Below are 25,750 nucleotides of genomic sequence, written 5' to 3'. Positions count from 1 at the left end.
GGAAAGGGTTAGGGGCAATCACGTCACCGGTGCCGGGTTGAACACCGCAAGCTGGTTATGCAGCCCCCATTGGTCAGAAAAGGTTTTCTTCCGCCCGCTCGCCACGTCCAGAATGAAGTGGAACAGTTTCCAGCCCACGTCCTCAATGCTCTCTTCCCCGGTGGCGATGGTGCCCGCGTTGATGTCCATTAAGTCATACCAGCGGTTTGCCAGCTCGGTGCGGGTCGCCATCTTGATCACCGGCACCGCCATCAGGCCGTACGGCGTGCCGCGCCCGGTGGTGAAGACCTGTACCGTAATGCCGGATGCCACCTGCTGCGTGCCGCAGACGAAGTCGCTGGCCGGCGTTGCCGCGTAAATCAGGCCGCGCTTCGTCGGGCGCTGGCCTGGAGAGAGCACTTCTGCAATGGCGCTCTGGCCGGATTTCGCAATAGAGCCAAGGGCTTTTTCCACCACGTTTGCCAGGCCGCCTTTTTTGTTGCCCGGAGACGGGTTGGCGCTGCGGTCGGTTTTGCCCATATCAAGATAGCTATCGTACCAGGCCATCTCCTCAAGCAGGCGCTTGCCGACATCTTCATTAACGGCGCGTGGCGTAAGCAGATGGATGGCGTCACGCACTTCGGTCACCTCGGAGAACATCACCGTGGCGCCGCAGCGAACAAGCAGGTCGGACGCAAAACCCACCGCCGGGTTGGCCGTCACGCCGGAGAAGGCATCGCTGCCGCCGCACTGGGTGCCCACGACCAGATCCGAGGCCGGGCACGTTTCGCGCTGGCGGCGGTTGAGTTTGTCGAGATGGCGCTCTGCCACCTGCAGAATATCGTCGACCATTGAGCGGAACCCAACGTGGCGTTCGTCCTGCAGGCGCACGATGCTGGCCTCGTCTGCCGGAATGGCTTTCATATCTTCGGTGCCCTGCAGCAGGCGCTCGGGCTGCAATTTTTCACACCCCAGACCGATGACCATCACCTCGCCGCCAAAATTCGGGTTCAGGGCGATGTTGTGAATGGTACGGATCGGCACTACGGCAGCGGGTGCATTAATCGCCACGCCGCAGCCGTAGAGGTGGTTCAGACCCACTACGCCATCCACGTTCGGGTATTTTGGCAGCAGATCGCGCTCGATGATTTTCACCACATAATCCACTACGCCCGCCACGCAGTGCACGCTGGTGGTAATGCCGAGTAGATTTTTGGTGCCAACGCTGCCGTCCGCGTTGCGGTAGCCTTCGAAGGTATAGCCCTCCAGCGGAGGAAGCGGTTCCGGCACGCGGGTCGCCAGCGGAAGCGTATTCAGCGGCGGCGCTTTTGGCAGTTCAACCAGCGACTCTTCAATCCAGCTTCCCTGCGGGATAGCGCGGACGGCATAGCCAATAATTTCACCATAGCGCACGATTTCGCTATTAGCAGGGATATCCACCAGCGCCACCTTATGCCCCTGCGGAATATGCTCAATCAATTCCAGCCCGTCCGGGAAGCGGGTTCCCGCTTTTAAGCCGTTGTCGTTGACAATAATCGCCACGTTATCGGTGTCATGTACTTTTATATAAAACGCCGTCGGCGATGCCTGTCGAATTTCAATGTCGGCCATTGTTCACTATTCTCCAGCAAAGTGTCTGATAATAAATTCAGCCAATTTTCTAATGGTAGAAATAAATACGCGGCTTTCAGAAATAAAGCATGGCAGCATAGGGGATATGAAAATGTGATCGCGATCGCTCCCGAACCGGCAATCCCTGATTCTGTGCATTAGCGCCCAGTGCCTTGTGCATATGCAAAAGATTTTATCAAAATGTACCGCAATGCTTGAGCATTACAACAATGTGTAGTCGTGGATTGCGTCTTATACTGAATGACGATTTTATAACGCCAAAATACGTCAGAATAATAAATATAATGCTGGCGCGGTGTCTGAATAAATAAAATGATACTGAAAAAGGCTGCGGAATAAAAAAGGTAAATACGATGAGTAACGATATCTTCCCGAATAAATTTAAAGCGGCTCTCGCGGCGCACCAGATTCAGATTGGCTGTTGGTCCGCGCTGGCAAACCCGATCAGCACCGAAGTGCTGGGTCTGGCCGGTTTCGACTGGCTGGTGCTGGACGGCGAACATGCGCCGAACGATATCAGCACGTTCATTCCGCAGCTGATGGCGTTAAAAGGCAGCCCCAGCGCCCCGGTGGTGCGCGTACCCACCAACGAGCCGGTGATTATCAAGCGTCTGCTGGATATCGGTTTCTACAACTTCCTGATCCCGTTTGTGGAGACGGAAGAACAAGCGGCACTGGCCGTTGCGTCAACGCGCTATCCGCCAGAAGGGATCCGCGGCGTTTCGGTTTCGCATCGCGCCAATATGTTTGGCACCGTGCCGGACTACTTCGCGCAGGCCAATAGCAACATCACCATTCTGGTTCAGATCGAGAGCCAGCAGGGCGTTGATAACGTTGACGCGATTGCAGCCACAAACGGCGTGGACGGTATCTTCGTCGGCCCAAGCGATCTGGCTGCTGCCTTTGGCCATCTGGGTAACGCCAGCCACCCTGACGTGCAGCGCGCGATCCAGCACATCTTTGCCCGCGCCAAAGCACACGGCAAACCGTGCGGGATTCTGGCGCCGGTTGAGGCTGACGCTCGTCGCTATCTGGAATGGGGAGCCACGTTTGTTGCCGTCGGCAGCGACCTCGGCGTATTCCGCTCGGCCACGCAGAAATTAGCGGACGCTTTTAAAAAATGACCATCATTGAGGAAAAAACTATGACGCTGAAAGTGGGTTTTATTGGCCTGGGGATCATGGGTAAACCAATGAGTAAGAACCTCATTAAAGCGGGTTACTCACTGGTGGTATCCGATCATAATTCGCAGGCCGTGGCGGAGGTGATGGCGGCGGGTGCAGAAACGGCCACCACCGCTAAAGCCATTGCCGAGCAGTGCGATGTTATCATCACCATGCTGCCAAACTCCCCGCATGTTAAAGAGGTTGCGCTGGGTGAAAACGGCATTATCGACGGTGCGAAGCCGGGCCTGGTACTGATCGATATGAGCTCTATTGCGCCGCTCGCAAGCCGTGAAATCAGCGAGGCGTTAAAAGCGAAGGGCGTCGATATGCTGGATGCGCCGGTCAGCGGCGGTGAGCCGAAAGCGATCGACGGCACGCTGTCGGTGATGGTCGGCGGTGATAAAGCCGTTTTCGATAGATTTTACGACCTGATGAAAGCCATGGCGGGCTCCGTGGTGCATACCGGGGGCATCGGGGCGGGTAACGTGACCAAGCTGGCCAACCAGGTGATTGTGGCGCTGAACATTGCCGCCATGTCCGAAGCGCTGACGCTGGCAACCAAAGCGGGCGTCAATCCGGATCTGGTCTATCAGGCCATTCGCGGTGGTCTGGCGGGCAGCACCGTGCTGGATGCCAAAGCGCCGATGGTCATGGATCGTAATTTCAAACCCGGTTTCCGCATCGACCTGCATATCAAAGATCTGGCGAACGCGCTGGATACGTCACACGGCGTGGGCGCACAGCTGCCGCTGACCGCGGCGGTCATGGAGATGATGCAGGCGCTGCGTGCCGATGGTCTGGGCACGGCCGATCACAGCGCGATTGCATGCTACTACGAGAAACTGGCGAAGGTGGAAGTGGCGCGTTAATCACGCCTTGCCCACACCTTAGGGTGACAGCGGCGCGCAAACCCTCTATACTGCGCGCCGAAGCTGACCAGACAGTCGCCGCTTCGTCGTCGTCCCTTTCGGGGGAGACGGGCGGAGGGGAGGAAAGTCCGGGCTCCATAGGGCAGGGTGCCAGGTAACGCCTGGGGGGGAAACCCACGACCAGTGCAACAGAGAGCAAACCGCCGATGGCCCGCGCAAGCGGGATCAGGTAAGGGTGAAAGGGTGCGGTAAGAGCGCACCGCGCGGCTGGTAACAGTCCGTGGCACGGTAAACTCCACCCGGAGCAAGGCCAAATAGGGGTTCACATGGTACGGCCCGTACTGAACCCGGGTAGGCTGCTTGAGCCAGTGAGCGATTGCTGGCCTAGATGAATGACTGTCCACGACAGAACCCGGCTTATCGGTCAGCTTCAACTTCTTCCAAAACAATACGTTGGTGTGTCTCGGGCCTTCACAGGCGAAAATGTGACACATACTGTGATACAAACGAGGCACACCAACGGCTGTTCCATAACCCAATATCCTAAAGCATGGCAATCGCTACAGCCTTCATTTCAGCCCCCCGTCAGGCGGCCTTTTTCGTGCATCTCTGGGCTGCGATTCAGCCAGTAGAGCAAGATTTATATCTTCCCGTCTCCCTATGTTCATTTCATTTGTAAAATCGTCCAGGCTTGAGCCAGCCCTACTATTGGATATTGTTCAGAAAAGGAGGAAATTCGAACAAAAATACATCGATGATTATTTACTCAGCATTCAGACCGCCTTCTATGCCGCAGCAAAAAATCCCCTCAAACGTGCGTAGTACCTTGCGAAAGTCAGGTTCGCTAGCTGATGAAAAATATAATGTGTTTGAATTTGGGTACCTGCGTCATCAGGTCGAAACATTGTCCATACAGCAAAAGCTTCAATATTTCACAATCCGAATGAAATAACAGAAAATATTCGCCGAGTGAATTATTTAAAACGGTATTTCAATTTGTGTGGAAACCGCTTTCGGGGGCATGGGGGTTATTTGTACAATGAATGCTGGATACAGCCAAATTCACAGCAAGCAGAGGGATTTATGCAGCAGTATACCAATGAACTTACTCCAGAGATTCTGGCTTTTTTTGATAAACCAGCTTTCAGTAATGAGCAACTTTCCGGAATGACGGAGGAATGGCAGGAGTTACTTGCTAAACAGCAAGCAGACTTGAAACAGCATCCAGTTATTGAGTTCTACCGCATCGCGGTTGAAGGAAGCCTGACTCGTGACGGCGGCATACTCAAAACCGCAACTGCTACTACGGAAGTGGAGATCAGCAACGGTCAAAAACTGCGAGTAGCTCAAACTCTGGATACTGTTGTTTATCCCGATGGCACAGAAGCGGCAATAATCAGTGGCGCAGGAGACGCTGGGCATAATGGCAGTGGTCAAAGCGTTGCGCTTGTTGGCAGTCGCCTCAGCAATGGTGATGAAATAATAAGCACGCCACAAGGCACAACAATACTGGTGCTTCGCCTTGGCATCCCAGCAGCTAAAGGATTTCTTGTTGAGCATTTCGAAGTAGAAAAAGTATCTGAAACAGAGCTGACTCATTGAGGGATTGCTCATGGTTACGCAAAGAACGCTTGCAAAGCTGGGTAATAAAACGAGGTACGGGCACATTGTTTCCGCCTCATCAACTATTTTTGATGAAGACCACAATCCATTGGTGAGGGCTGGTGATAAAGCATGGTGTGATGTTTGCAAAGGTGCTTTTGAAATCAATGCAACCTATACCGGCCTCCTCGAAGATGGTCTTATCGCGGGTGATGGTGATCTGGTTTTATGCCACTGCAAAGATAACTTTGTGATCGCTGTATCTGGTTTTACAGGTGAACGTCATCCGGGAATAATGACCGCTAAACCAACAACCTTTGGAATAGCCCCGGAACAACAAACTCAGCAAGAGCCAGAACAACATGCCCAGACAGCTAAAAAGAAACGCACTGGTGTAGATGCTGGTTTTTGCGTAGTCCCTAGACATTCGACAACCGAAACTTTCGAAAGCATCCTGTTTGCTGGCGGTCAGCCAGAAGGAACCCGAGAACTTTACCGATCACTTAACGGCGCGGGTAAGGAATACAAAGCAGGATCTATTCTGCTGGTGGTTGACCCTGATAAACAGGACAGCGAACAAATTGCACATATGCAAGCCGCGAAAGCGCGAGTGGATGCAGCGTTAGCTCCTCTTTCCATTCAGCAAGCCAACTTTCTCTACAAGCACAAAGACACCATTGAGATGTTCGCTGCTGCTGCCAGTACGGCGAGCGATACTTATGGATACTCAGGACAAGCAACCGAAGCCGCGAAAGGGTATTTCGAACAGGTAGAAATAATCCTTGTCGAGATCGAGAAAACCTACAAGAACCAGTACATCACCAGCGGCACACTGATCGGTGAACAATTCTTTGTTGAGCGCAGTCGCCTGTTCGGGCAACTCGATAGCGTGCTGAAGATGTTCATGAAGCATCGTTTCATGTTCAATGAATACACCGACCTCAAAAGCGCCCTCGGCCTTTCCAGCCGTTCAATCACCCACCGCTGGAATGAAACAGGCATTAGCGATATAGAGGGTTACGCCACCCATATCGAGAAGCTGGCGAAGTACGTCAAGTGGATGGAAACAGCCGGGAAGATCGGCATTGGTCTGTCTGCCTTTGATACTGCCGCAAAGATCACCGAAGCCTGCACTGTAGGCCGAGATTGTGCGAAAACGTCGTTTACCTCCATTGGGGAATTTGCAGGTAGCTTAGCTGGGGGGGCTTTGGCAAGTAGAATTCTCCAGGGAAGCGCAGCAAGTTCAATCTGTGCAGTAGTGCTGGGTGCTGCAACCATTGAAGCTGCTGGTGCTGGAGCACTACTTTGTACGATTGGGGTTAGTGGGGGGATAGCATACGGAACTGATAAAGCTCTAAGCGAATTGTCCGGTGCTACTGGCGAGTTCATTGGGGAAAAACTAGGCCTTTATGAGGTAACCAGCAATGATTGATATAAAAATGATTTTTATAATAATTATGCTTATAGGCTTATTATTCTTGGCAGCCAGCGTCATAGCCTCACTTCTGAACAGGAAGAGATTTAAGGAGATCTGCCTGCTATACAAAGAGAAATTCGGCAGCCTTCCCGATGCGGTACTACTGTTCGAGAACGTTAACTCACTTTACTTCAAGGGCGCATACGGCATAAAAACGCAGTTTATAATCATGCCGCTATTGTGGAATAAAAGCTCAATACTGACCAAAAATGATGATAAAGACTTCATCCGGGGATTACCAAAAAGGATTATCAGACCTTTCTATGTAGAAGCATTTCTTGGTCTGATTAGTATAGTATTTTTTGTTATTGCTGGGATTTTGATGCTGGCAATAAAACACGGTTGGGTGTGAAAGGCGCGTCCATTGTAGAGCTTTACTCTGTCACACGGAGTGAGATACAGTCTGCGGCACAAGGCAACCCCAGCGCCGCAGATGCCTGACGTATGGTTGAACGAAGCCGCCTTATCGGTCAGCTTCAACTTCTTAGAAAACCCCGCTTCGGCGGGGTTTTTGCTCTCTGGGGTTGTAGACCAGGTTAAGCGCAGCGCCATCCAGCATCGGACAAACGACATCAATTCTCATATTTGCGACATTAAGCACATTTCACTATTTTTATCCCCGCAGTATCGCTCCTGTATCTGTAGACGATCGCCATCACAAAATTTCACGCTAAAAAACACACGATTTTTAGTATTGATAATTTGTTGTGAATGTTACCGTTATGATCGCAAAACTTTTCTCGTTTGATATGCAAATATTGAAATCTAATACATTTCGTCCGTGAATATGTGACGTATTCCACTCTTTCCCGCAAGCCTTAAAATTCACGTCGTAAAAAATTGATAATTTGAAAGGATGTTTCAAACAAATAGCGGTTATTTATTGGCCTTTAATTGCCTGAAATATCGTCTTTATTGATTTTTTCCGGACGGTAAAATTTATCCGGGTTATCGCCATAAAATAAATTTATTACCGCTATTTTTGTTGATCAATATCAGCGTAGTAGCATATTTATACTGTGGTATATATTTGATAAATATAGGTTTTATTGGGTTTTTGATGTATGGATTAAGGGGCCTGGAAAGCAAATTGTGAGTAACAGCACATACCCCTTCAAACATTATTGAGTAGAATTCACCCCGTCATCGGGAAATAAGCGCAGAATATTATGAACACTATTATTCTACCGAAAACACAGCACCTCGTGGTATTTCAGGAAGTCATTAAAAGTGGCTCCATAGGTTCTGCAGCAAGACAGCTGGGCCTGACGCAGCCCGCCGTCAGCAAAATCATCAGCGATATCGAATCCTACTTCGGCGTGGAAGTGATGGTGCGTAAAAACACCGGCGTAAAACTCACTGCCGCGGGCCAGGTTCTGCTCTCGTACTCTGAGTCGATCACCCGCGAAATGAAAAACATGGTGAGTGAGATTAATAGCCTGAGTTTCAGTACCGTTATGGACGTCTCCTTTGGTTACCCGTCGCTGATCGGCTTTACCTTCCTGTCTGAGATGATCAAAAAATTTAAGGAAGTGTTCCCGAAAGCGCGCGTCTCGATGTATGAAGCCCAGCTCTCTTCTTTCCTTCCGGCCATCCGCGACGGTCGTCTGGATTTCGCTATCGGCACGCTGAGTGATGAAATGCTGCTGCAGGATCTGCACGTCGAACCGCTGTTTGAGTCCGAGTTTGTGCTGGTCGCCAGCAAAACGCGAACGTGCACCGGCCCGACGACACTGGCATCGCTCACGCACGAGCAGTGGGTGATGCCGCAAACCGATATGGGCTACTACAAAGAACTTCTGACCACCCTGCAAGACAACCACATCAGTATCGAAAACATCGTCCAGACCGATTCCGTCGTCACCATTTATAACCTTGTCCTGAATGCCGATTATCTGACGGTCATTCCCCGCGACATGATTGCACCGTTCGGTTCTGACCAGTTTATTGTGCTGCCAGTGGAAGATGAATTACCCGTGGCGCGTTATGCCGCCGTGTGGTCAAAAAATTACAGGATTAAAAAATCGGCGTCAGTATTAGTTGAGCTGGCAAAACAATATTCGTCGATGAATATCGAAAGACGACGATGAATAATTAGCACCCATTTTAAAAACACCCAGAGCGTTAACATGTTAACGCGCTGATACCCTGACTTTGCCTGAAAAGAATGAATTATTATAACGAGGATATTATGCATATTACCTACGATCTCCCGGTAACGATTGAAGATATTCAGGACGCCAGAAAACGACTGGCAGGAAAAATATATAAAACCGGCATGCCACGCTCGAATTATCTCAGCGAACGCTGTAAGGGCGAAATATTCCTGAAGTTTGAGAATATGCAGCGTACCGGCTCGTTTAAGATCCGCGGCGCGTTTAACAAGTTAAGCTCGCTGACCGACGCTGAAAAACGCAAGGGCGTTGTCGCCTGCTCCGCGGGGAACCACGCGCAGGGGGTGTCCCTCTCCTGCGCCATGCTCGGCATCGACGGCAAAGTGGTGATGCCGATGGGCGCGCCGAAATCCAAGGTTGCCGCCACGCGCGACTACTCCGCCGAAGTGGTGCTGCACGGCGAGAACTTCAACGACACCATCGCTAAGGTCAGCGAAATCGTCGAGATGGAAGGGCGTATTTTTATTCCCCCTTACGACGATGCCAAAGTCATTGCTGGGCAGGGCACCATCGGCCTGGAAATTCTTGAAGATTTATACGACGTGGATAACGTCATTGTGCCTATCGGCGGCGGCGGATTAATTGCCGGGATTGCCACGGCGATTAAATCCATCAATCCGACCATTAATATTATCGGCGTGCAGTCAGAGAATGTTCACGGCATGGCGGCGTCTTATCAGGCCGGAGAAATAATGAGCCATCGCGTTACCGGCACGCTGGCCGACGGCTGTGACGTTTCTCGCCCCGGTAATTTACCGTTCGAAATTGTTCGCGAGCTGGTTGATGACATTGTGCTGGTCAGCGAAGACAACATTCGCGGCAGCATGATCGCGCTTATTCAGCGAAATAAAGTGGTGACGGAAGGCGCGGGTGCGCTGGCCTGTGCCGCGTTATTAAGCGGCAAGCTCGACCACTATATTCAGGGTCGTAAAACCGTCTGCATTATTTCCGGCGGCAATATCGACCTCTCTCGTGTTTCCCAAATTACCGGCTTCGTTGACGCATAAAGGTGACCTATGAGCAACACAGAAAGCATTATCGTTGGCCAGACAAAAACGTCCTCCTGGCGTAAGTCTGATACCACCTGGACGCTTGGCCTGTTTGGTACCGCCATTGGCGCAGGCGTCCTGTTCTTCCCCATCCGCGCAGGCTTTGGTGGATTGATCCCTATCCTGCTGATGCTGGTTCTCGCGTTCCCGATTGCGTTTTACTGCCACCGCGCGCTGGCGCGTTTGTGCCTGTCCGGCAGCAACGTTTCCGGCAACATCACCGAAACGGTGGAAGAGCACTTTGGTAAGACCGGCGGAGTGGTGATCACGTTCCTCTACTTCTTCGCCATTTGCCCGCTGCTGTGGATTTACGGCGTCACCATTACCAACACCTTTATGACCTTCTGGGAAAACCAGCTCCAGCTGCCCGCGCTGAACCGCGGCGTGGTGGCGCTGTTCCTGCTGCTGCTGATGGCCTTTGTTATCTGGTTTGGTAAAGACCTGATGGTGAAGGTCATGAGCTTCCTGGTGTTCCCGTTTATCGCCAGCCTGGTGCTGATTTCCCTGTCGCTGATCCCTTACTGGAACTCGGCGGTGATCGACCAGGTCAACCTGAGCGATATCGCCTTCACCGGTCATGACGGCATTCTGGTCACGGTGTGGCTGGGTATCTCCATCATGGTCTTCTCCTTCAACTTCTCGCCTATCGTCTCCTCGTTTGTGGTCTCCAAGCGCGAAGAGTATGAGCCAGAGTTCGGTAAAGAATTTACCGAGCAGAAATGTTCCAAAATCATCGGTCGCGCCAGCCTGCTGATGGTGGCCGTGGTGATGTTCTTCGCCTTTAGCTGCCTGTTTACGCTCTCTCCGCAGAACATGGCGGACGCCAAGGCGCAGAACATTCCGGTGCTCTCCTACCTGGCGAACCACTTTGCGTCAATGTCCGGAACCAAATCGACGTTCGCGACGGTACTGGAATACGGTGCCTCTATCATCGCGCTGGTGGCTATCTTCAAATCTTTCTTCGGGCACTACCTCGGCACGCTGGAAGGGCTGAACGGCCTGATCCTCAAGTTCGGCTACAAGGGCGATAAGAAGAAAGTCTCTGTCGGCAAGCTGAACACCATCAGCATGGTGTTCATCATGGGCTCCACCTGGGTTGTGGCCTACGCCAACCCGAACATTCTGGACCTTATTGAAGCCATGGGTGCGCCAATCATCGCCTCTCTGCTGTGCCTGCTGCCGATGTACGCCATCCGCAAGGCGCCTGCGCTGGCGAAATACAAAGGGCGTACCGAGAACATCTTCGTTACCGCGGTCGGCCTGCTGACCATTCTGAATATCGTTTACAAACTGTTCTAACCCATTGCTCAGGAAGAGCGGAGTCACATGATGATTGAGTTTCCGGTTGTACTGGTTATTAACTGCGGATCGTCCTCTGTTAAGTTTTCGGTGCTCGACGCCAGCAGCTGCGATCCCCTGATGACGGGCATTGCGGACGGCATCAACACCGAGAAGGCCTTTATTTCCGTGAACGGGGGTGAGCCGGCCAGACTGGCTCACCAGGACTACGAAGGGGCGCTGGCTGCCATCGCCCTGGAGCTGGAGAAACGTAACCTGATGAGCAGCGTGGCCTTAATTGGCCACCGCATTGCGCACGGTGGCGACCTCTTCAGCGAGTCGACCCTGATCACGGAAGAGGTGATTGCGCAGATCCGCCAGGTCTCCCCGCTGGCGCCGCTGCATAACTACGCCAACCTGAACGGCGTGGAAGCGGCAGAGCGTCTGTTCCCGGGCGTGCAGCAGGTGGCGGTATTTGATACCAGCTTCCACCAGACGCTGCCGCCGCACGCGTATCTGTACGGTCTGCCGTACCGCTATTTTGAAGCGCTGGGCGTGCGCCGCTACGGCTTCCACGGGACCTCTCACCGTTACGTTGCCGCGCAGGCGCATACGCTTCTCGGGCTGTCCCCCGATGACAGCGGCCTGGTGATTGCCCATCTCGGCAACGGGGCGTCCATCTGCGCGGTGCGCAACGGCGAAAGCGTCGATACCTCGATGGGGATGACGCCGCTGGAAGGGCTGGTGATGGGCACGCGCTGCGGCGACGTGGACTTCGGTGCGATGGCGTGGATTGCCCAGCAGACCGGGCAGTCGTTCGAGGATCTGGAGCGCGTGGTCAATAAAGAGTCCGGGCTGCTGGGGATCTCCGGCATCTCCTCCGATTTACGCACGCTGGAGAAAGCCTGGCACGAAGGCAATGAGCGGGCACAGCTGGCAATACACACCTTTGTTCACCGCATTGTGCGACATATCGCCGGACACGCGGCGTCGCTGCACCGCCTGGATGGGGTGGTCTTTACCGGCGGCATTGGCGAAAACTCGAAGCTTGTCCGCGCGCTGGTGGCGGAACGCCTGAAGGTGTTTGGCATCATCCTCGACGATGCCAAAAATGCCCTGCCGGGCAGCGCGGGTGAGCGCGTCATTAGCACCCAGTCGTCCCGCGTGGCCTGCGCGGTTATCCCTACCAACGAAGAAAAAATGATCGCGCTGGACGCCCTCCGTCTTGGGAAGGTTACTCCGGCCGCGGCTTACGCCTGATAAAGCGAGAAACACATGAAAGTAACAATCGATACGGGCGTCGCGCCCTACAGCGATGCATGGGCCGGGTTTCGCGGTGAAGAATGGAAAAACGCCGTCAACGTCCGCGATTTTATTCAGCATAACTACACCCCTTATGAAGGCGATGAAGCTTTCCTCGCGCAGGCGACGCCAGCAACGACGGCGCTGTGGCAGAAGGTAATGGTCGGCATTCGCCAGGAGAACGCCACCCACGCCCCGGTGGATTTTGACACTAACATTGCCACCACCATTACGGCCCACGGGCCGGGCTATATCGACCAGGATCTGGAGACGATCGTCGGTCTGCAAACCGATAAGCCGCTCAAGCGCGCCCTGCATCCGTACGGCGGGATCAACATGATCCGCAGCTCGTTCGAAGCCTATGGCCGGGAGATGGATCCGCAGTTCGAATACCTGTTTACCGACCTGCGCAAAACCCACAACCAGGGCGTATTTGACGTCTACTCCCCGGAGATGATGCGCTGCCGTAAATCCGGCGTGCTGACCGGTCTGCCGGACGGCTACGGGCGCGGGCGCATCATCGGCGACTATCGCCGCGTGGCGCTGTACGGCATCGCTTATCTGGTGCGCGAGCGTGAACTCCAGTTTACGGATCTGCAGGGCAGGCTGGAGCGCGGTGACGATCTGGAGGCCACGATCCGCCTGCGTGAAGAGCTGGCGGAGCACAAGCGCGCGCTGCTGCAGATCCAGCAGATGGCGGCGAACTATGGCTTTGATATCTCGCGCCCGGCGATGAACGCCCGGGAGGCGGTGCAGTGGGTCTATTTTGCCTACCTTGCCGCGGTGAAATCCCAGAACGGCGGGGCGATGTCGCTGGGGCGCACGGCCTCGTTCCTCGATATCTACATTGAACGCGACATGCAGGCGGGGCGCCTGAACGAAGTCCAGGCGCAGGAGCTGATCGACCACTTCATCATGAAGATCCGCATGGTGCGCTTCCTGCGGACGCCGGAATTCGACACGCTCTTCTCCGGCGATCCGATCTGGGCGACGGAAGTGATCGGCGGCATGGGGCTGGACGGGCGCACGCTGGTGACCAAAAACAGCTTCCGCTATCTGCACACGCTGCACACCATGGGGCCTGCGCCGGAGCCGAACCTGACGATCCTCTGGTCTGAACAGCTGCCGATCGCGTTCAAGAAATACGCCGCGCAGGTGTCGATCGTCACCTCTTCGTTGCAGTATGAGAACGACGATCTTATGCGTGCGGACTTCAACAGCGACGACTACGCCATTGCCTGCTGCGTCAGCCCGATGGTGATCGGCAAGCAGATGCAGTTCTTTGGCGCGCGCGCCAACCTCGCCAAAACGCTGCTGTACGCGATCAACGGCGGGGTGGACGAGAAGCTGAAGATCCAGGTCGGCCCGAAAACCGAGCTGCTGCTGGACGACGTGTTGGATTACGACACCGTGATGGCGAGCCTCGATCACTTTATGGACTGGCTGGCGGTGCAGTACATCAGCGCCCTGAATCTCATTCACTATATGCATGATAAGTACAGCTACGAAGCCTCTCTGATGGCGCTGCACGACCGGGACGTCTATCGCACCATGGCCTGCGGCATTGCCGGACTGTCGGTAGCCGCGGATTCCCTGTCGGCCATTAAATACGCCACGGTGAAGCCGGTGCGCGACCATACCGGACTGGCGGTCGATTTCGTGATTGAAGGGGACTATCCGCAGTACGGCAACAACGACGACCGCGTGGACAGCATCGCCTGCGACCTGGTGGAGCGCTTTATGAAGAAAATTCAGGCGTTGCCAACCTACCGCAACGCGGTGCCAACCCAGTCGATCCTGACCATCACCTCCAACGTGGTTTACGGGCAGAAGACCGGGAACACGCCGGACGGACGCCGCGGCGGCACGCCGTTTGCGCCAGGCGCGAACCCGATGCACGGTCGCGACAGAAAAGGGGCTGTGGCCTCGCTAACGTCGGTCGCCAAGCTGCCGTTCACCTATGCGAAAGACGGGATCTCCTACACCTTCTCCATCGTGCCGCAGGCGCTGGGCAAGGACGAGCTGGTACGCAAAACCAACCTGGTGGGGCTGCTGGACGGGTACTTCCATCACGAAGCGTCCATTGAGGGCGGGCAGCATCTGAACGTCAACGTCATGAACCGGGAAATGCTCCTCGATGCCATTGCGCATCCCGAGAATTACCCGAACCTGACGATCCGCGTTTCAGGCTATGCGGTGCGGTTTAACGCCCTGACGCGCGAGCAGCAGCAGGATGTGATTTCGCGAACGTTTACCCAATCTATCTAAAAGTGAGTTCTCATGCCCCCTCAACGCAGGGGGCATTTTTTTGCCCGCTAAACATACAAAATTGTTTATATAATTACTCACACATATTCATCCGCTCTTGAAAAACAATACGCCTGCTTTTCCCTATAACAGCATGTAAGGACAGTAAGATGATGAAAATGACCCGTATTGCGCTGGTCGCCGCCGCGCTGGCAGTGTGCAGTTTTACGGCACAGGCCGCGAACGTTGAGGCAGCTCCGTCTCCCTCGCAGGATCCGCTGGTACAGCACCTGAAGCTCAGCAATGAGCAGGTTAAGAAGATTGAAGATCTGCACAAGCAGCTGGAACAAAATGTCAGCAAGATCCCGATGACGGGCGTGAAGGACGGCGCGCTGATCGACATGTTCCAGGCGGGGAAATGGGATGAAAGCACGGTGAAAAGCCAGCTTGCAGCCTTCAGCAAAATTGAAGAGCAGACCCGTTATTACCGCGTGAAATATTACTTCGACGTCAGCCAGGTGTTAACACCGGAACAGCGCAAACAGATTAGAACGGATATGGCTAACGCGCTGGCTGAGTAATCCTGAAATCATTCATTAGAAATGAGACCTCACAGAATCGCTTTAAATAGATTCTGTGAGGAATGATCCTGACTTTCATGCTGATGCCCGTTCATTCCAGGCATCAGAGAATTGAATATTCCCGTCGCAATAGGTCCAGGTCGCTTTTTCGTAGCGCAATTGAATAGATTCAAGGTGGCCAGTACCAGGACAGTGACGAGTATCGTTAACAATTGGGGAGATAGAGACAACTTTCACACTGTCCAGCTCAGTTTTAAAATATTCTACCTCCAGACCTGCATCATTAATTCGGTAATATCTAATCTCAACTTTCTTAAGGTTTTGTCCTGTCGCTACCGCCTTATAAAGATAGGGAGATGAGCTATCAATTTCCTTCTCGAACAGGAAAGGCGCGTGTTTCCTCGTTCCGGTTAATCTTCCGGAGAGTGGATCGGTTGGAATAGTTAAATTATGGGTTAAACCTCTAATTTCAACACTACCTTCACGATCCTGAACATCACATGAACCTTTAATGAGTTAGCCACCGTCGTCATAGAACCAAATGTGAACAGGTACGGCCATTATAAAAACTCCTTCTATAAATCAATCGTGTATCCATTTACCTGCTTTTACCGCCTCGGCAAACATTCTTACCGTTAATGGCTTTGATATTTTCTTAACCGGTTCTTTAGTAAACCATTTTCTGAAAAACCAGGTTTGAGTCCAGGGGAAATAATTTTCAGTGTTAACTTCGATAAGATATTCTTTTTCGAATCTTTCAATCGCATATACGATATCATCCAGATCGGTGTAATCCTGTAAAACATCATCTATCTCAAGCGGGATTCGCTTGCCCGTAAATGTTCCTTGTTCTGGTAAATTGTCCATGAAGAATTTTAAAACATCAGTTTCATTGTTCATCTTCACCAAATCCGGTCTTTTGGGTGAGCAATCGTATTATAGCGTGAGAGCGTTTTGTAACTTATCACTGCAACATCTTCAGCAAGTAGGGTTATCCCTAGTGCAGGTATCCATCGGCCAATGAACGCACCTAAGTTTTTGGTATACATTGGTTTTCTGTATTTAAAGCTTGCAAGTGTAATTGTAGGTAGACGGTGTGGCAGCTGTACATTCAGTAGATCTCGCAGGTATTTAGATGCCACAGATGTGCCTATTGTAGCCGTTTCTGGCTTTGTTCTGGTTTCAAGTATCGGTAAACCAAGAATCATAGTGGCCATCATTACAACATCCTTTAATCCGCCGAACTGTTCATCGGTAGCATCCAGAAAAATCCAAAAAAATAACTCAGACGCAGAGATGTTACATACACCTTTATAAAAATAGGTTCCATTGAGCTCTTCAACGGTGTCCATAGTATAACCATAGTCTTTGCGTTGTTTGCTGAAATGTCATCCTATAAAAAACAAAGGGCTGAGAGTAGGGTATTCATCTTTATAAATTCTGAAATATTCTCGTTTTAATGATGAAATAATTTTTGATCTGCATCACTTTTAGGAAATATTATCTGTTTTTTATGGTTTTATAGAATTTATTACTCTTAACACAGAAAAGCCTTATAAAAGTTGTGACTTTTTTCTCCCTCGCTCCGGATATGATTTTCACACATCAACAATAACCACCTGCTGCTCTCTGAATCGCAATCGCTGGCGATCGGAAACCTATAAAAACAACTGTTTACCCTACAAAATAAGCGAGTGCCCAATGGATACGGCAACAAACAGCAGTGTGATTGTGAGTGATTCCCCTGCGGCAAGGCGGGCGGGAATGAGCGAAAGCGAGTGGCGAGAGGCGATTAAATTCGACAGCACCGACACGGGCTGGGTCATCATGAGTATTGGGATGGCTATCGGCGCGGGGATAGTTTTTCTCCCCGTGCAGGTCGGATTAATGGGGCTGTGGGTATTTTTGCTCTCATCAATAATCGGCTATCCGGCCATGTATTTATTCCAGCGTCTGTTTATTAATACGCTGGCGGAATCACCGGAGTGCAAAGATTACCCGAGCGTGATTAGCGGTTATCTGGGAAAGAACTGGGGCATCTTATTAGGCGCGCTCTATTTCGTGATGCTGGTGATCTGGATGTTTGTCTATTCCACGGCCATCACCAACGACAGCGCCTCGTATTTGCACACCTTCGGCGTGACCGACGGTTTGTTATCAGATAATCCGTTTTACGGTTTATGCCTGATCTGCATTCTGGTGGCCATTTCGTCGCGCGGTGAAAAGCTGCTGTTTAAAGTCTCCAGCCTAATGGTGCTGACCAAATTATTCGTGGTAGCCGCGCTGGGGCTGTCGATGATTGGGCTCTGGCATCTGGCCAACGTGGGCATGCTGCCGCCTGCGGGGTTGTTGATTAAAAACGCCATCATTACGCTGCCCTTTACCTTAACCTCCATTCTGTTTATTCAGACCTTAAGCCCGATGGTGATCTCATACCGTTCACGGGAAAAATCGGTGAAGGTGGCGCGTCACAAGGCGCTGCGGGCGATGAATATTGCCTTCGGCATCCTGTTTGTGACGGTCTTTTTCTACGCCGTCTCCTTCACGCTGGCGATGGGACACGACGAGGCGGTGAAAGCCTACGAGCAGAATATCTCTGCCCTGGCGATTGCGGCGCAGTTTATCAGCGGTGACGGTGCGGGCTGGGTCAAAATCGTCAGCGTGATCCTCAATATCTTCGCTGTGATGACCGCGTTCTTCGGCGTCTATCTCGGCTTTCGCGAGGCGACGCAGGGTATCGTCATGAACATCCTGCGCCGCAGAATGCCGGCTGAGAAAATCAGTGAAAACGCCGTCCAGCGCGGGATTATGCTGTTCGCTATCCTGCTGGCCTGGAGCGCGATCGTGTTAAACGCGCCGGTACTGAGCTTCACCTCCATTTGCAGCCCTATCTTCGGCATAGTGGGCTGCCTGATCCCAGCATGGCTGGTCTATAAGGTGCCGGCCTTGCATAAATATAAAGGCGTATCGCTGGTGATTATCGTCATCACCGGACTGCTGCTTTGTGTTTCTCCTTTCCTCGCATTCTCCTGAGGGCAATTAAGGTCGTAACGATGTTTAAGCAAACTCATCCTTTATGGAATCAATTTATTCGCGCGGTGCAGGAAGAAGTGAAGCCTGCCCTTGGGTGCACCGAACCCGTGTCTCTGGCGCTGGCCTGCGCGATGGCCGCAGACCTTCTGCCGGGGGAGGTCACGCAAATAGAGGCGTGGGTATCGCCGAACCTGATGAAAAACGGGCTGGGCGTAACGGTGCCGGGCACCGGCATGGTCGGGTTACCCATTGCGGCGGCGCTGGGTGCGATTGGCGGTAACGCCAACGCCGGACTGGAGGTGTTGAAAGATGTCACCGCCGATGCGCTGATACGCGCCAAAGCCCTGCTTGAGGCGGGGCTGGTGCAGGTCAAACTGCAGGCACCGTGCGATGAGATCCTTTACTCGCGCGCCCGCGTTCATGCCGGGGATCTCTCGGCAATGGTGACCATCTCTGGCGGACATACGCGGGTAGTGGAGGTGGTTTGTCAGGGCGAAACGCGCTTTACGCTTGACGATCATCAGTGCCAGACGAAAGACGATCCGCTGGCGGTACTCTCAACTACCACGCTGTCGCAAATCCTGGAATTTGTCGAGCAGGTGCCGTTTGAGGCGATCCGCTTTATCCTGCAGGCACGGCGGCTGAACGATGCGCTCTCCCGCGAAGGTTTGCGTGGCAACTGGGGGCTGCACATTGGCGCAACGCTCAGTAAGCAGCGCGCGCGCGGATGGATGGCGCGGGATCTGGGGTCAGATATTGTCATTCGTACCAGCGCAGCCTCAGATGCCCGGATGGGCGGTGCGACGCTGCCGGCGATGAGCAATTCGGGCTCTGGCAATCAGGGGATTGCCGCCACTATGCCGGTGGTGGTCGTGGCTGAACACGTTCAGGCTGACGACGAACGGCTGGCGCGGGCGCTGATGCTGTCACATCTTTCGGCTATCTATATCCACGTCCAGCTTCCGCGGCTGTCGGCGCTGTGTGCGGCGACAACGGCAGCGATGGGTGCTGCCGCGGGGATGGCGTGGCTGATGGGCGGTTCTTACCAGACCATTTCAATGGCGATAGGCAGTATGATCGGTGACGTCAGCGGGATGATCTGCGACGGGGCGTCTAACAGCTGCGCCCTGAAGGTCTCAACCAGCGTCAGTAGCGCCTGGAAAGCGGTGATGATGGCACTGGATGACTCTGCCGTAACGGGCAACGAGGGGATTGTGGCGCACGATGTGGAGCAGTCGATCGCAAACCTGTGCGCGCTGGCGTGCCGCTCAATGCAGGAAACGGACCGGCAGATTATTGAGATTATGGCGAGTAAGGTGTTGTGATTTAATCCAACCGGTTACCCCTCACCCTAACCCTCTCCCACAGGGAGAGGGAACCGATCGAGCGAGGGGGGCGTGTTTATCTTAAACCGGCAAATCAATCAGCAGCGCGCGCAGCGGCGTATCCGCCACCAGGGTGATATTCGCTTCATCACGAATAAACGCCCCGTCGCCGCAGGTGAGCGCTTCTTTCTCTTCCGTGTGCGTTACCGCATGCACCGTACCGTGAATAGACTGCAAATAGGCGCGCGGACCATGAAGCTGGAAGCTCGCCTGTTCACCTTTCTTCAGCTCGATATGGTGCAGCCACACCTGCTGACGCAGCTGCAGACTCTCTTTACTGCCGTCCGGCGATGCAATCAGCTGCTGCTTATCGCCCGTTAAATCTAACTTCTGTACCAGCGGATTTTCCCGCTCAGGGCAGGCGTCCAGCCACAGCTGCATGCGGGTCAGCGTTTTGTCTTTGCTGAGGTTATGCTCGCTGTAGCTGATGCCCGGCTGCGTGGAAATTAACAGCGCTTCGCCAGCCTTTGCCTGGACATGATTGCCCTCGCTATCGCGGTATTCTGCCTCGCCTTCCAGGATCAGGTTCAGGATATCGACTTTCGGGTACGTACGCGGCTGGAAGGAGGCGCCCGGGGCGAGCACTTCCTGGTTCAACACGCGCAGTGAAGCGTAACCGAGGAGTTTAGGGTCAAAGTAGTGTCCAAAGGAAAAGGTGTAGCGGGCCTGCAGCCAACCGAAATCGGCTTGTCCGCACTGTTTAGCTGTTCTTGTCGTAATCATAAACTTGACCTCTCTTTACACTAAAACAATGGTAAAGGTATGGACGCTGCATTGTTAGCCAGATATTCTGCCCGGTATGTTCAAATTTCCTGAATGAGAACGAGATGGCTAAAGAGAGAGCATTGACGCTTGAGGCGCTTCGCGTCATGGACGCGATTGACCGGCGCGGCAGTTTTGCGGCGGCGGCAGACGAGCTGGGGCGCGTTCCGTCTGCGCTAAGCTACACCATGCAGAAGCTGGAAGAAGAGCTGGACGTGGTGCTGTTTGACCGCTCCGGTCATCGAACAAAATTCACCAACGTCGGACGGATGCTGCTGGAGCGCGGCCGCGTGCTGCTGGAAGCGGCGGATAAGCTCACGACGGACGCCGAAGCGCTGGCGCGCGGCTGGGAAACCCATCTGACGTTAGTTACGGAAGCGCTGGTGCCGACTGAAGCGCTGTTCCCGCTGGTAGACCGCCTGGCGGCGAAGGCCAATACCCAGCTGTCGATTATTACCGAGGTGCTGGCAGGCGCGTGGGAACGTCTGGAGACGGGCAGGGCGGATATCGTCATTGCGCCGGACATGCACTTCCGTTCATCATCGGAAATCAACTCGCGCAAGCTTTACAGCGTGATGAACGTCTACGTTGCCGCACCCAATCACCCGATTCACCAGGAGCCGGAGCCGCTCTCTGAAGTGACGCGCGTGAAGTATCGCGGCGTGGCGGTAGCGGATACCGCGCGCGAGCGTCCGGTGCTGACGGTGCAGCTGCTGGATAAGCAGCCTCGTCTGACGGTGACCTCGCTGGAAGATAAACGGCAGGCGCTGCTGGCCGGTCTCGGCGTGGCAACGATGCCTTATCCGTTTGTGGAAAAAGACATTGCGGAAGGACGGCTGCGCGTTGTCAGCCCGGAATATAGCCACGAGGTGGATATCATTATGGCATGGCGTCGCGACAGCATGGGCGAAGCCAAATCGTGGTGTCTGCGCGAAATACCCAAACTCTTCGCCCACCACAATAAATAAACGAGTAGGCCCGGTAAGCGTAAGCGCCACCGGGCGTTATTTTATGCGCCGATTTTCGGATCCGGACCAAAGCGGTTTTCACCTGGGGTGCCGCTCTGACAGTTGAAGATCAAAATAACGATCCAGCCGACAATCGGGATCAACAGCAGCAGTAACCACCACGCCGAACGATCGGTGTCGTGCAGTCGACGGAACAGCACCGCCCATGATGGCAGCAGGACTAACAGGCCATAAATGGTGGTCAGCACGCCTTCACCGCCAGCCCGCTCCCAGCCAAGAATTTTATCCACAATACCCAGCACCATGATGAGGATGAAGTTCACCAGAACGAACATCCAGTACTCTTTACGGCGGGCACGGCCACCAAATCCAATGTAGTTGCGCAGTACTTTTAAATACCAGTCCATTTTCCTTGCCTCATTAGTCAGTCAATCACTTGTTTTCTAAGCGATCGAGGTAAGGATAGATGGAGATTGTGAATTAAAAAAGGGCATTTACCCGTCATACTTCAAGTTGCCTGGGCGTTGGCTTTCCTCGCTCACCCCAGTCACGTACTTATGTACGCTCCTGGGGATTCGCTGCGTCGCCGCCTTCATGCAACTTGAATTATTTAGGGTATTGATTGATGCCCTCAATATTTATCCAAAACGGACGTCGCGCCCGTGAGGTTCATCGAGATCCTGCCACGGCCCAATGGAGATAATGCCCGTCGGGTTGATGGTTTTGTGGCTGCGGAAATAGTGGGTGCGAATATGGTCGAAGTCGACCGTGTCGGCAATACCCGGCATCTGGTAGATGTCGCGCAGAAAACCGTGCAGGTTCAGGTAGTCGCTGATGCGGTGTTTGTCGCACTTGAAGTGGGTGACGTAAACCGGATCGAAGCGGATAAGCGTGGTCCACAGGCGGATATCCGCTTCCGTCAGGCGATCGCCCGTCAGATAGCGATGCTGGCCGAGGATCTGCTCCAGACGCTCCAGCGATTCAAACACCTTTCCAACCGCTTCGTCATACGCTTCCTGGCTGGTGGCGAAACCGGCCTTGTAGACGCCGTTGTTGACGTTGTCGTAAATCCAGCCGTTCAGCTCATCAATCTTATCGCGCAGCTCAACCGGGTAGTAATCCCCGGCGCGGGCGCCGTGCGCGTCAAACGCGGTATTGAACATGCGGATGATTTCCGCAGACTCATTGCTGACAATCGTCTGGTTTTTCTTGTCCCACAGCACCGGCACGGTAACGCGCCCGGTGTAGTGCGGATCGGCGCGCAGATAGAGCTGGTAAAGGAAATCGTGATGATACAGCTCATCACCCGTCGCGGCCGGGAAATTGCTGTCAAACGTCCAGCCGTTTTCGAGCATCAGCGGGTTGACCACCGAAACCGGAATTAACGATTCGAGACCTTTAAGTTTGCGCACAATCAGCGTGCGGTGCGCCCACGGACAGGCAAGCGAAACATAAAGATGATAACGGTCTTTCTCGGCTGCGAAGCCGCCTTCGCCACTCGGGCCGGGCGCACCGTCGGCGGTCAGCCAGTTGCGGAAGGCCGAAACTGAGCGCTTGAAGCGACCTCCGGTGGATTTGGTGTCATACCAGACATCCTGCCATACGCCGTCTACGAGTTGTCCCATTTTTTCTCCTCCGTCAGATAGCAAAAGCGAGGAGATGTCTCCTCGCTTTGTGTTCATTCAGTATAGCGTGCTTACCACTTCTTATTCAGAACGCGGTCGATGCTGTATGCGCCTGGGCCAGTGACGGCCAGCAGCAGGAAGCCACCCGCGATGGTCAGGTTTTTCATGAACATCAGGGAGTTCACGCCTTCCGCAAAGTTGCTGTGGAAGATAAACGCCGTCAGCAGGGTGAAGCCTGCGGTAAACAGCGCGGTAGTGCGGGTCAGGAAGCCGAACAGTACCGCCAGGCCGCCGCCGAACTCAAGAAGAATGGTCAGCGGCAGCAGGAACCCCGGAACGCCCATGGCTTCCATATACTGCTGGGTACCCGCATAACCGGTGATTTTTCCCCAACCTGCCACGATGAACAGAATTGGCATCAGAATACGCGCGACCAGTACACCAACATCTTCTAATTTTTTCATTTTACTCTCCAGGAAACCACATCAGCGGCTGAACATTATTTGTCTGCAATTCCGGGTAGATACCGCGTCGTTGCTGTCGATGGAGAGGATAATAAACGGGGCGGGTGACAATTGTTAGCAAGGAAAACTGTCAATCTTCTTCAAAGATATTGAGTAAGGAAGGGGGGCGACTTTGCCGGGTGGCGCTGCGCTTACCCGGCCTACGATTGCATGTAGGTCGGGTAAGGCGTAGCTAGCGTAATTGCTGCTGACGGATCGTGGCTTTTACCAGACGCCAGGCGCTCCAGGCGCCGAATCCACGACGAGCCCAGCGGATGAGCATATTCGGATGACGAACGGACCAGATTGCCATCACGCTGCTGCCGACCAGCGCCCACGAACGCAGGCTCAGGACGGTATTCCAGCCCCGGTCAAACCGTCGCGTCGCGTCAATCCAGTCGCGACGACTGGCAGACAGATCCAGCCGTTGCTGCTGGATCTGGCTTAACAGGTACGCTTTTCGCTTTTGACGTTCGGCTTTATCGCTCACGGCTAGTCATCCTCCAGCAGAGCGCGATCGTTCGCCAGCTCCTGACGCGTATGGCGCAGGAATGTGGACTTGCGCGCTTTACGCAGCGTCCAGATACCGCCTATCAACGCGGCGACCAGCAGAACGACGGTGGTGGCAATCATCGCGTTAAGACGATACTGCGGGTCAATGGCCCAGATGATTAACACCATCAGGCTCATCAGACCAAACGCGGCGAAAAGCATGGTCAGCCCAAGCATCAGCAGCATCTGGAAGAGGTTGGCTTTCTCCTCTTCCAGCTCGACCACTGCGAGCCGGACGCGCGTTTCGGCAATCCCGACCAGCGTCGTTAAAATACGCTGGCCGATGCCGAGGACGTTGTTAGCAGGCCCTTGTGCGTGACGAGGATCTTCCATATCAGCGACGCGTCAGAAGGACACCCAGTACCACACCCACTGCGGCACCAATTCCTACACCCGTCCATGGATTATCACGCACATATTCGTCCGCGCGGGCAGCCGCTTCGCGGGTCTGTTTCGCCAGTGCATCACCGGTTTCACCCAGGCGATAGCGGCTCTCTTTCAGCGCCTGCTCCGCCTTGCTGCGCAGTTTGCTGACCTCTTCTTTTGACTTGTCAGCAGAGGAGTTCAGCACCTCTTCAAGGGTATCGGCCAGGGATTTCAGTTCAGCGCGCAGATGTTCAGACGTCGTATCTTTTGACATGATTCTCTCTCCTGTTGAGATTTCCGTTAACTCAATAATCGCGAGCTTCCAGCGCTTTCAGATCATCCTGCGCTTCTTTCAACTTCTTCTCGCGCTTAGCAATTTTTTCCGCATCTCCTTTCTCTTTCGCTTCCTGCAGGTCGCGACGGCGCTCGGCTATCTCGTCCTTCTGTTCAGCGATTTTCTTCTGGTGGTCGGCACGAAGCTTGCTGTCTGAACAGTTCGCTTTCACTTCGCTCAGCGCTTTTTTAAGACCATCAACACGGTGCTGATTGTTATGCTTTTCGGCATAACCGATCTCACGCTGAATATCCTGTTCTTTCTCCTGACAGAGAGAGTTTGCGAAGGATGCTGTGCTTAAAGAAAAAAGGGCCAGAGCCAGAGTCATGCGGAATTTCATTATCGAAACCTTCCATTGTGTGGCGGCATAAGCCGCTATCCAAACTTATGCGGAGTACGTTGAGGGGTGCTCCGCGTACTTAAGCATAGTAAGTAAACGGGGGATTCACCAAAGTGAGTGAAAAGATTCGGAATCCTGGAAGTTATCCAAACCGATGCGACGTATCGCGAATCAATGACAGCCAGGCTGCAGGCTGGCTATCATCTTCCTGCTGGGCAATGATATACCCGTGCGGCAGCGTACGGTCGAGAACCACTTTCGCCGCGGCACTTTGCGCACGGGAATCAAACTTGATCAGTAAAACATCGTCCTGCGGGGTAATGCTCTTAAAGCGGATCCCGTTCGCATCCAGATGATGCCAGACAGAAAAACCGTCAGGCACGCTCGCACCCTGGTTTACCGGGCGGATGGCCAGCGTCGATTCCTGATGCGAAAGCGCGCTCCATGCCAGCAGCATGGCGCTGAGTACCACCAGCGTAACCACGGCAAAGGCAAAACGGCGCAGAGCGAGCGGTGAGATTGCCAT

General features: G+C 53.5%; 27 protein-coding genes and 1 other RNA gene. 15 read left to right on the top strand and 13 right to left on the bottom strand.

All coding sequences use genetic code 11. The annotated features are described in order from the left end of the window. Window positions 1–18: 18 nt before the first annotated feature. Complete coding sequence (gene garD, locus L370_RS17895; protein ID WP_023333558.1) at window positions 19–1,590, bottom strand: galactarate dehydratase; 1,572 nt, start codon at window positions 1,588–1,590, stop codon at window positions 19–21. Window positions 1,591–1,964: 374 nt separating this feature from the next. Here garD and garL point away from each other — a divergent pair, with 374 nt between their 5' ends. The 12 genes from garL to L370_RS17940 all read left to right on the top strand — a co-directional run bounded on the left by garL (window position 1,965) and on the right by L370_RS17940 (window position 15,356). Further along, complete coding sequence (gene garL, locus L370_RS17900) at window positions 1,965–2,735, top strand: 2-dehydro-3-deoxyglucarate aldolase (RefSeq protein ID WP_023333557.1); 771 nt, start codon at window positions 1,965–1,967, stop codon at window positions 2,733–2,735. Window positions 2,736–2,755: 20 nt separating this feature from the next. Continuing rightward, window positions 2,756–3,646 (top strand): 2-hydroxy-3-oxopropionate reductase, encoded by an 891-nt coding sequence (gene garR, locus L370_RS17905; protein WP_023333556.1) that lies wholly within the window; start codon window positions 2,756–2,758, stop codon window positions 3,644–3,646. A gap of 59 nt (window positions 3,647–3,705) precedes the next feature. Beyond that, window positions 3,706–4,082, top strand: an RNA gene (rnpB, locus tag L370_RS22340) — RNase P RNA component class A. A gap of 647 nt (window positions 4,083–4,729) precedes the next feature. Further along, window positions 4,730–5,248 (top strand): hypothetical protein, encoded by a 519-nt coding sequence (locus L370_RS0121780; RefSeq protein WP_050582362.1) that lies wholly within the window; start codon window positions 4,730–4,732, stop codon window positions 5,246–5,248. Between the two features lie 10 nt (window positions 5,249–5,258). Beyond that, window positions 5,259–6,680: a PAAR domain-containing protein gene (locus L370_RS0121775; RefSeq protein WP_023333554.1), complete on the top strand. Its 1,422-nt coding sequence runs from the start codon at window positions 5,259–5,261 to the stop codon at window positions 6,678–6,680. Next, on the top strand, window positions 6,673–7,077 hold the full coding sequence (locus L370_RS17910; RefSeq protein WP_023333553.1) for a hypothetical protein: 405 nt from the start codon (window positions 6,673–6,675) through the stop codon (window positions 7,075–7,077). The genes L370_RS0121775 and L370_RS17910 overlap by 8 nt, the downstream gene beginning before the upstream one ends. An 817-nt stretch (window positions 7,078–7,894) precedes the next feature. Beyond that, the gene (gene tdcA / locus L370_RS17915; RefSeq protein WP_008501504.1) at window positions 7,895–8,815 is read left to right on the top strand and encodes a transcriptional regulator TdcA; all 921 of its coding nucleotides are present in this window, start codon (window positions 7,895–7,897) and stop codon (window positions 8,813–8,815) included. Between the two features lie 101 nt (window positions 8,816–8,916). Continuing rightward, window positions 8,917–9,906 (top strand): bifunctional threonine ammonia-lyase/L-serine ammonia-lyase TdcB, encoded by a 990-nt coding sequence (tdcB, locus tag L370_RS17920; RefSeq protein WP_023333552.1) that lies wholly within the window; start codon window positions 8,917–8,919, stop codon window positions 9,904–9,906. A gap of 9 nt (window positions 9,907–9,915) precedes the next feature. Beyond that, the gene (gene tdcC / locus L370_RS17925; RefSeq protein ID WP_023333551.1) at window positions 9,916–11,247 is read left to right on the top strand and encodes a threonine/serine transporter TdcC; all 1,332 of its coding nucleotides are present in this window, start codon (window positions 9,916–9,918) and stop codon (window positions 11,245–11,247) included. 30 nt (window positions 11,248–11,277) lie between these two features. Then, a complete protein-coding gene (gene tdcD, locus L370_RS17930) occupies window positions 11,278–12,486 on the top strand; it encodes a propionate kinase (RefSeq protein WP_023333550.1) in 1,209 nt (402 codons plus the stop codon). Between the two features lie 15 nt (window positions 12,487–12,501). Continuing rightward, on the top strand, window positions 12,502–14,796 hold the full coding sequence (pflB, locus tag L370_RS17935; RefSeq protein WP_023333549.1) for a formate C-acetyltransferase: 2,295 nt from the start codon (window positions 12,502–12,504) through the stop codon (window positions 14,794–14,796). A 149-nt stretch (window positions 14,797–14,945) separates the two neighbouring features. Then, complete coding sequence (locus tag L370_RS17940) at window positions 14,946–15,356, top strand: Spy/CpxP family protein refolding chaperone (RefSeq protein ID WP_023333548.1); 411 nt, start codon at window positions 14,946–14,948, stop codon at window positions 15,354–15,356. A gap of 75 nt (window positions 15,357–15,431) precedes the next feature. Here the strand turns inward: L370_RS17940 and L370_RS22515 are convergent, their stop codons facing one another. The 3 genes from L370_RS22515 to L370_RS0121770 form a co-directional block, all read right to left on the bottom strand. Beyond that, window positions 15,432–15,869, bottom strand: a complete 438-nt coding sequence (locus L370_RS22515) for an Hcp family type VI secretion system effector (protein WP_255344041.1) — start codon at window positions 15,867–15,869, stop codon at window positions 15,432–15,434. A 69-nt stretch (window positions 15,870–15,938) separates the two neighbouring features. Continuing rightward, window positions 15,939–16,256 carry a DUF1493 family protein gene (locus L370_RS17945; protein WP_023333547.1) on the bottom strand — a complete coding sequence of 106 codons (318 nt, stop codon included), beginning with the start codon at window positions 16,254–16,256 and terminating at the stop codon, window positions 15,939–15,941. A 2-nt stretch (window positions 16,257–16,258) separates the two neighbouring features. Beyond that, complete coding sequence (locus tag L370_RS0121770; protein WP_032666546.1) at window positions 16,259–16,708, bottom strand: STM2901 family protein; 450 nt, start codon at window positions 16,706–16,708, stop codon at window positions 16,259–16,261. Between the two features lie 349 nt (window positions 16,709–17,057). Between L370_RS0121770 and L370_RS17950 the strand changes: the two genes are divergently transcribed. Together L370_RS17950 and L370_RS17955 are read left to right on the top strand one after the other, a co-directional pair. After that, window positions 17,058–18,389 carry an SLC5/6 family protein gene (locus tag L370_RS17950; RefSeq protein WP_023333546.1) on the top strand — a complete coding sequence of 444 codons (1,332 nt, stop codon included), beginning with the start codon at window positions 17,058–17,060 and terminating at the stop codon, window positions 18,387–18,389. Between the two features lie 20 nt (window positions 18,390–18,409). Further along, entirely contained in the window at window positions 18,410–19,714 is a 1,305-nt protein-coding gene (locus L370_RS17955) for an L-cysteine desulfidase family protein (RefSeq protein WP_023333545.1), read from the top strand. An 81-nt stretch (window positions 19,715–19,795) separates the two neighbouring features. On the opposite strand, the gene L370_RS17960 is transcribed toward L370_RS17955, so the two are convergent. Continuing rightward, window positions 19,796–20,497 (bottom strand): pirin family protein, encoded by a 702-nt coding sequence (locus tag L370_RS17960; RefSeq protein ID WP_023333544.1) that lies wholly within the window; start codon window positions 20,495–20,497, stop codon window positions 19,796–19,798. A gap of 104 nt (window positions 20,498–20,601) precedes the next feature. Here L370_RS17960 and L370_RS17965 point away from each other — a divergent pair, with 104 nt between their 5' ends. After that, on the top strand, window positions 20,602–21,504 hold the full coding sequence (locus tag L370_RS17965) for a LysR family transcriptional regulator (RefSeq protein WP_023333543.1): 903 nt from the start codon (window positions 20,602–20,604) through the stop codon (window positions 21,502–21,504). Window positions 21,505–21,545: 41 nt separating this feature from the next. Here L370_RS17965 and L370_RS17970 read toward each other — a convergent pair whose 3' ends face one another. From L370_RS17970 to mzrA, 8 genes are all read right to left on the bottom strand, one after another. Beyond that, a complete protein-coding gene (locus L370_RS17970) occupies window positions 21,546–21,911 on the bottom strand; it encodes a DUF805 domain-containing protein (RefSeq protein ID WP_023294635.1) in 366 nt (121 codons plus the stop codon). Window positions 21,912–22,142: 231 nt separating this feature from the next. Further along, window positions 22,143–23,129 (bottom strand): glutathione S-transferase family protein, encoded by a 987-nt coding sequence (locus L370_RS17975; protein WP_023333542.1) that lies wholly within the window; start codon window positions 23,127–23,129, stop codon window positions 22,143–22,145. 71 nt (window positions 23,130–23,200) lie between these two features. After that, window positions 23,201–23,593, bottom strand: a complete 393-nt coding sequence (locus tag L370_RS17980) for a DoxX family protein (RefSeq protein ID WP_023294633.1) — start codon at window positions 23,591–23,593, stop codon at window positions 23,201–23,203. A 232-nt stretch (window positions 23,594–23,825) separates the two neighbouring features. Next, complete coding sequence (locus L370_RS17985; RefSeq protein WP_023333541.1) at window positions 23,826–24,122, bottom strand: YqjK-like family protein; 297 nt, start codon at window positions 24,120–24,122, stop codon at window positions 23,826–23,828. A 2-nt stretch (window positions 24,123–24,124) separates the two neighbouring features. Then, window positions 24,125–24,517, bottom strand: coding sequence for a phage holin family protein (locus L370_RS17990; RefSeq protein WP_023333540.1), 393 nt, complete (start codon window positions 24,515–24,517; stop codon window positions 24,125–24,127). 1 nt (window position 24,518) lies between these two features. Continuing rightward, window positions 24,519–24,824, bottom strand: a complete 306-nt coding sequence (locus L370_RS17995) for an ElaB/YgaM/YqjD family protein (protein ID WP_008503141.1) — start codon at window positions 24,822–24,824, stop codon at window positions 24,519–24,521. A 31-nt stretch (window positions 24,825–24,855) separates the two neighbouring features. Beyond that, window positions 24,856–25,224: a DUF1090 domain-containing protein gene (locus L370_RS18000; protein ID WP_008503142.1), complete on the bottom strand. Its 369-nt coding sequence runs from the start codon at window positions 25,222–25,224 to the stop codon at window positions 24,856–24,858. A gap of 142 nt (window positions 25,225–25,366) precedes the next feature. Then, a complete protein-coding gene (gene mzrA, locus L370_RS18005) occupies window positions 25,367–25,750 on the bottom strand; it encodes an EnvZ/OmpR regulon moderator MzrA (protein ID WP_023333539.1) in 384 nt (127 codons plus the stop codon).

The sequence above is a fragment of the Enterobacter sp. MGH 24 genome (assembly GCF_000493015.1).
In the GTDB taxonomy this organism is placed as follows: Bacteria; Pseudomonadota; Gammaproteobacteria; order Enterobacterales; family Enterobacteriaceae; genus Enterobacter.
This window is presented reverse-complemented; position numbering and strand designations above follow the sequence as displayed.

Coding starts and splice junctions, on each gene's coding strand:
- garD (WP_023333558.1), bottom strand. CDS start 1,590: ATGGCCGACATTGAAATTCGACAGGCATCGCCGACGGCGTTTTATATA.
- garL (WP_023333557.1), top strand. CDS start 1,965: ATGAGTAACGATATCTTCCCGAATAAATTTAAAGCGGCTCTCGCGGCG.
- garR (WP_023333556.1), top strand. CDS start 2,756: ATGACGCTGAAAGTGGGTTTTATTGGCCTGGGGATCATGGGTAAACCA.
- L370_RS0121780 (WP_050582362.1), top strand. CDS start 4,730: ATGCAGCAGTATACCAATGAACTTACTCCAGAGATTCTGGCTTTTTTT.
- L370_RS0121775 (WP_023333554.1), top strand. CDS start 5,259: ATGGTTACGCAAAGAACGCTTGCAAAGCTGGGTAATAAAACGAGGTAC.
- L370_RS17910 (WP_023333553.1), top strand. CDS start 6,673: ATGATTGATATAAAAATGATTTTTATAATAATTATGCTTATAGGCTTA.
- tdcA (WP_008501504.1), top strand. CDS start 7,895: ATGAACACTATTATTCTACCGAAAACACAGCACCTCGTGGTATTTCAG.
- tdcB (WP_023333552.1), top strand. CDS start 8,917: ATGCATATTACCTACGATCTCCCGGTAACGATTGAAGATATTCAGGAC.
- tdcC (WP_023333551.1), top strand. CDS start 9,916: ATGAGCAACACAGAAAGCATTATCGTTGGCCAGACAAAAACGTCCTCC.
- tdcD (WP_023333550.1), top strand. CDS start 11,278: ATGATTGAGTTTCCGGTTGTACTGGTTATTAACTGCGGATCGTCCTCT.
- pflB (WP_023333549.1), top strand. CDS start 12,502: ATGAAAGTAACAATCGATACGGGCGTCGCGCCCTACAGCGATGCATGG.
- L370_RS17940 (WP_023333548.1), top strand. CDS start 14,946: ATGATGAAAATGACCCGTATTGCGCTGGTCGCCGCCGCGCTGGCAGTG.
- L370_RS17945 (WP_023333547.1), bottom strand. CDS start 16,256: ATGAACAATGAAACTGATGTTTTAAAATTCTTCATGGACAATTTACCA.
- L370_RS0121770 (WP_032666546.1), bottom strand. CDS start 16,708: ATGGACACCGTTGAAGAGCTCAATGGAACCTATTTTTATAAAGGTGTA.
- L370_RS17950 (WP_023333546.1), top strand. CDS start 17,058: ATGGATACGGCAACAAACAGCAGTGTGATTGTGAGTGATTCCCCTGCG.
- L370_RS17955 (WP_023333545.1), top strand. CDS start 18,410: ATGTTTAAGCAAACTCATCCTTTATGGAATCAATTTATTCGCGCGGTG.
- L370_RS17960 (WP_023333544.1), bottom strand. CDS start 20,497: ATGATTACGACAAGAACAGCTAAACAGTGCGGACAAGCCGATTTCGGT.
- L370_RS17965 (WP_023333543.1), top strand. CDS start 20,602: ATGGCTAAAGAGAGAGCATTGACGCTTGAGGCGCTTCGCGTCATGGAC.
- L370_RS17970 (WP_023294635.1), bottom strand. CDS start 21,911: ATGGACTGGTATTTAAAAGTACTGCGCAACTACATTGGATTTGGTGGC.
- L370_RS17975 (WP_023333542.1), bottom strand. CDS start 23,129: ATGGGACAACTCGTAGACGGCGTATGGCAGGATGTCTGGTATGACACC.
- L370_RS17980 (WP_023294633.1), bottom strand. CDS start 23,593: ATGAAAAAATTAGAAGATGTTGGTGTACTGGTCGCGCGTATTCTGATG.
- L370_RS17990 (WP_023333540.1), bottom strand. CDS start 24,517: ATGGAAGATCCTCGTCACGCACAAGGGCCTGCTAACAACGTCCTCGGC.
- L370_RS17995 (WP_008503141.1), bottom strand. CDS start 24,824: ATGTCAAAAGATACGACGTCTGAACATCTGCGCGCTGAACTGAAATCC.
- L370_RS18000 (WP_008503142.1), bottom strand. CDS start 25,224: ATGAAATTCCGCATGACTCTGGCTCTGGCCCTTTTTTCTTTAAGCACA.
- mzrA (WP_023333539.1), bottom strand. CDS start 25,750: ATGGCAATCTCACCGCTCGCTCTGCGCCGTTTTGCCTTTGCCGTGGTT.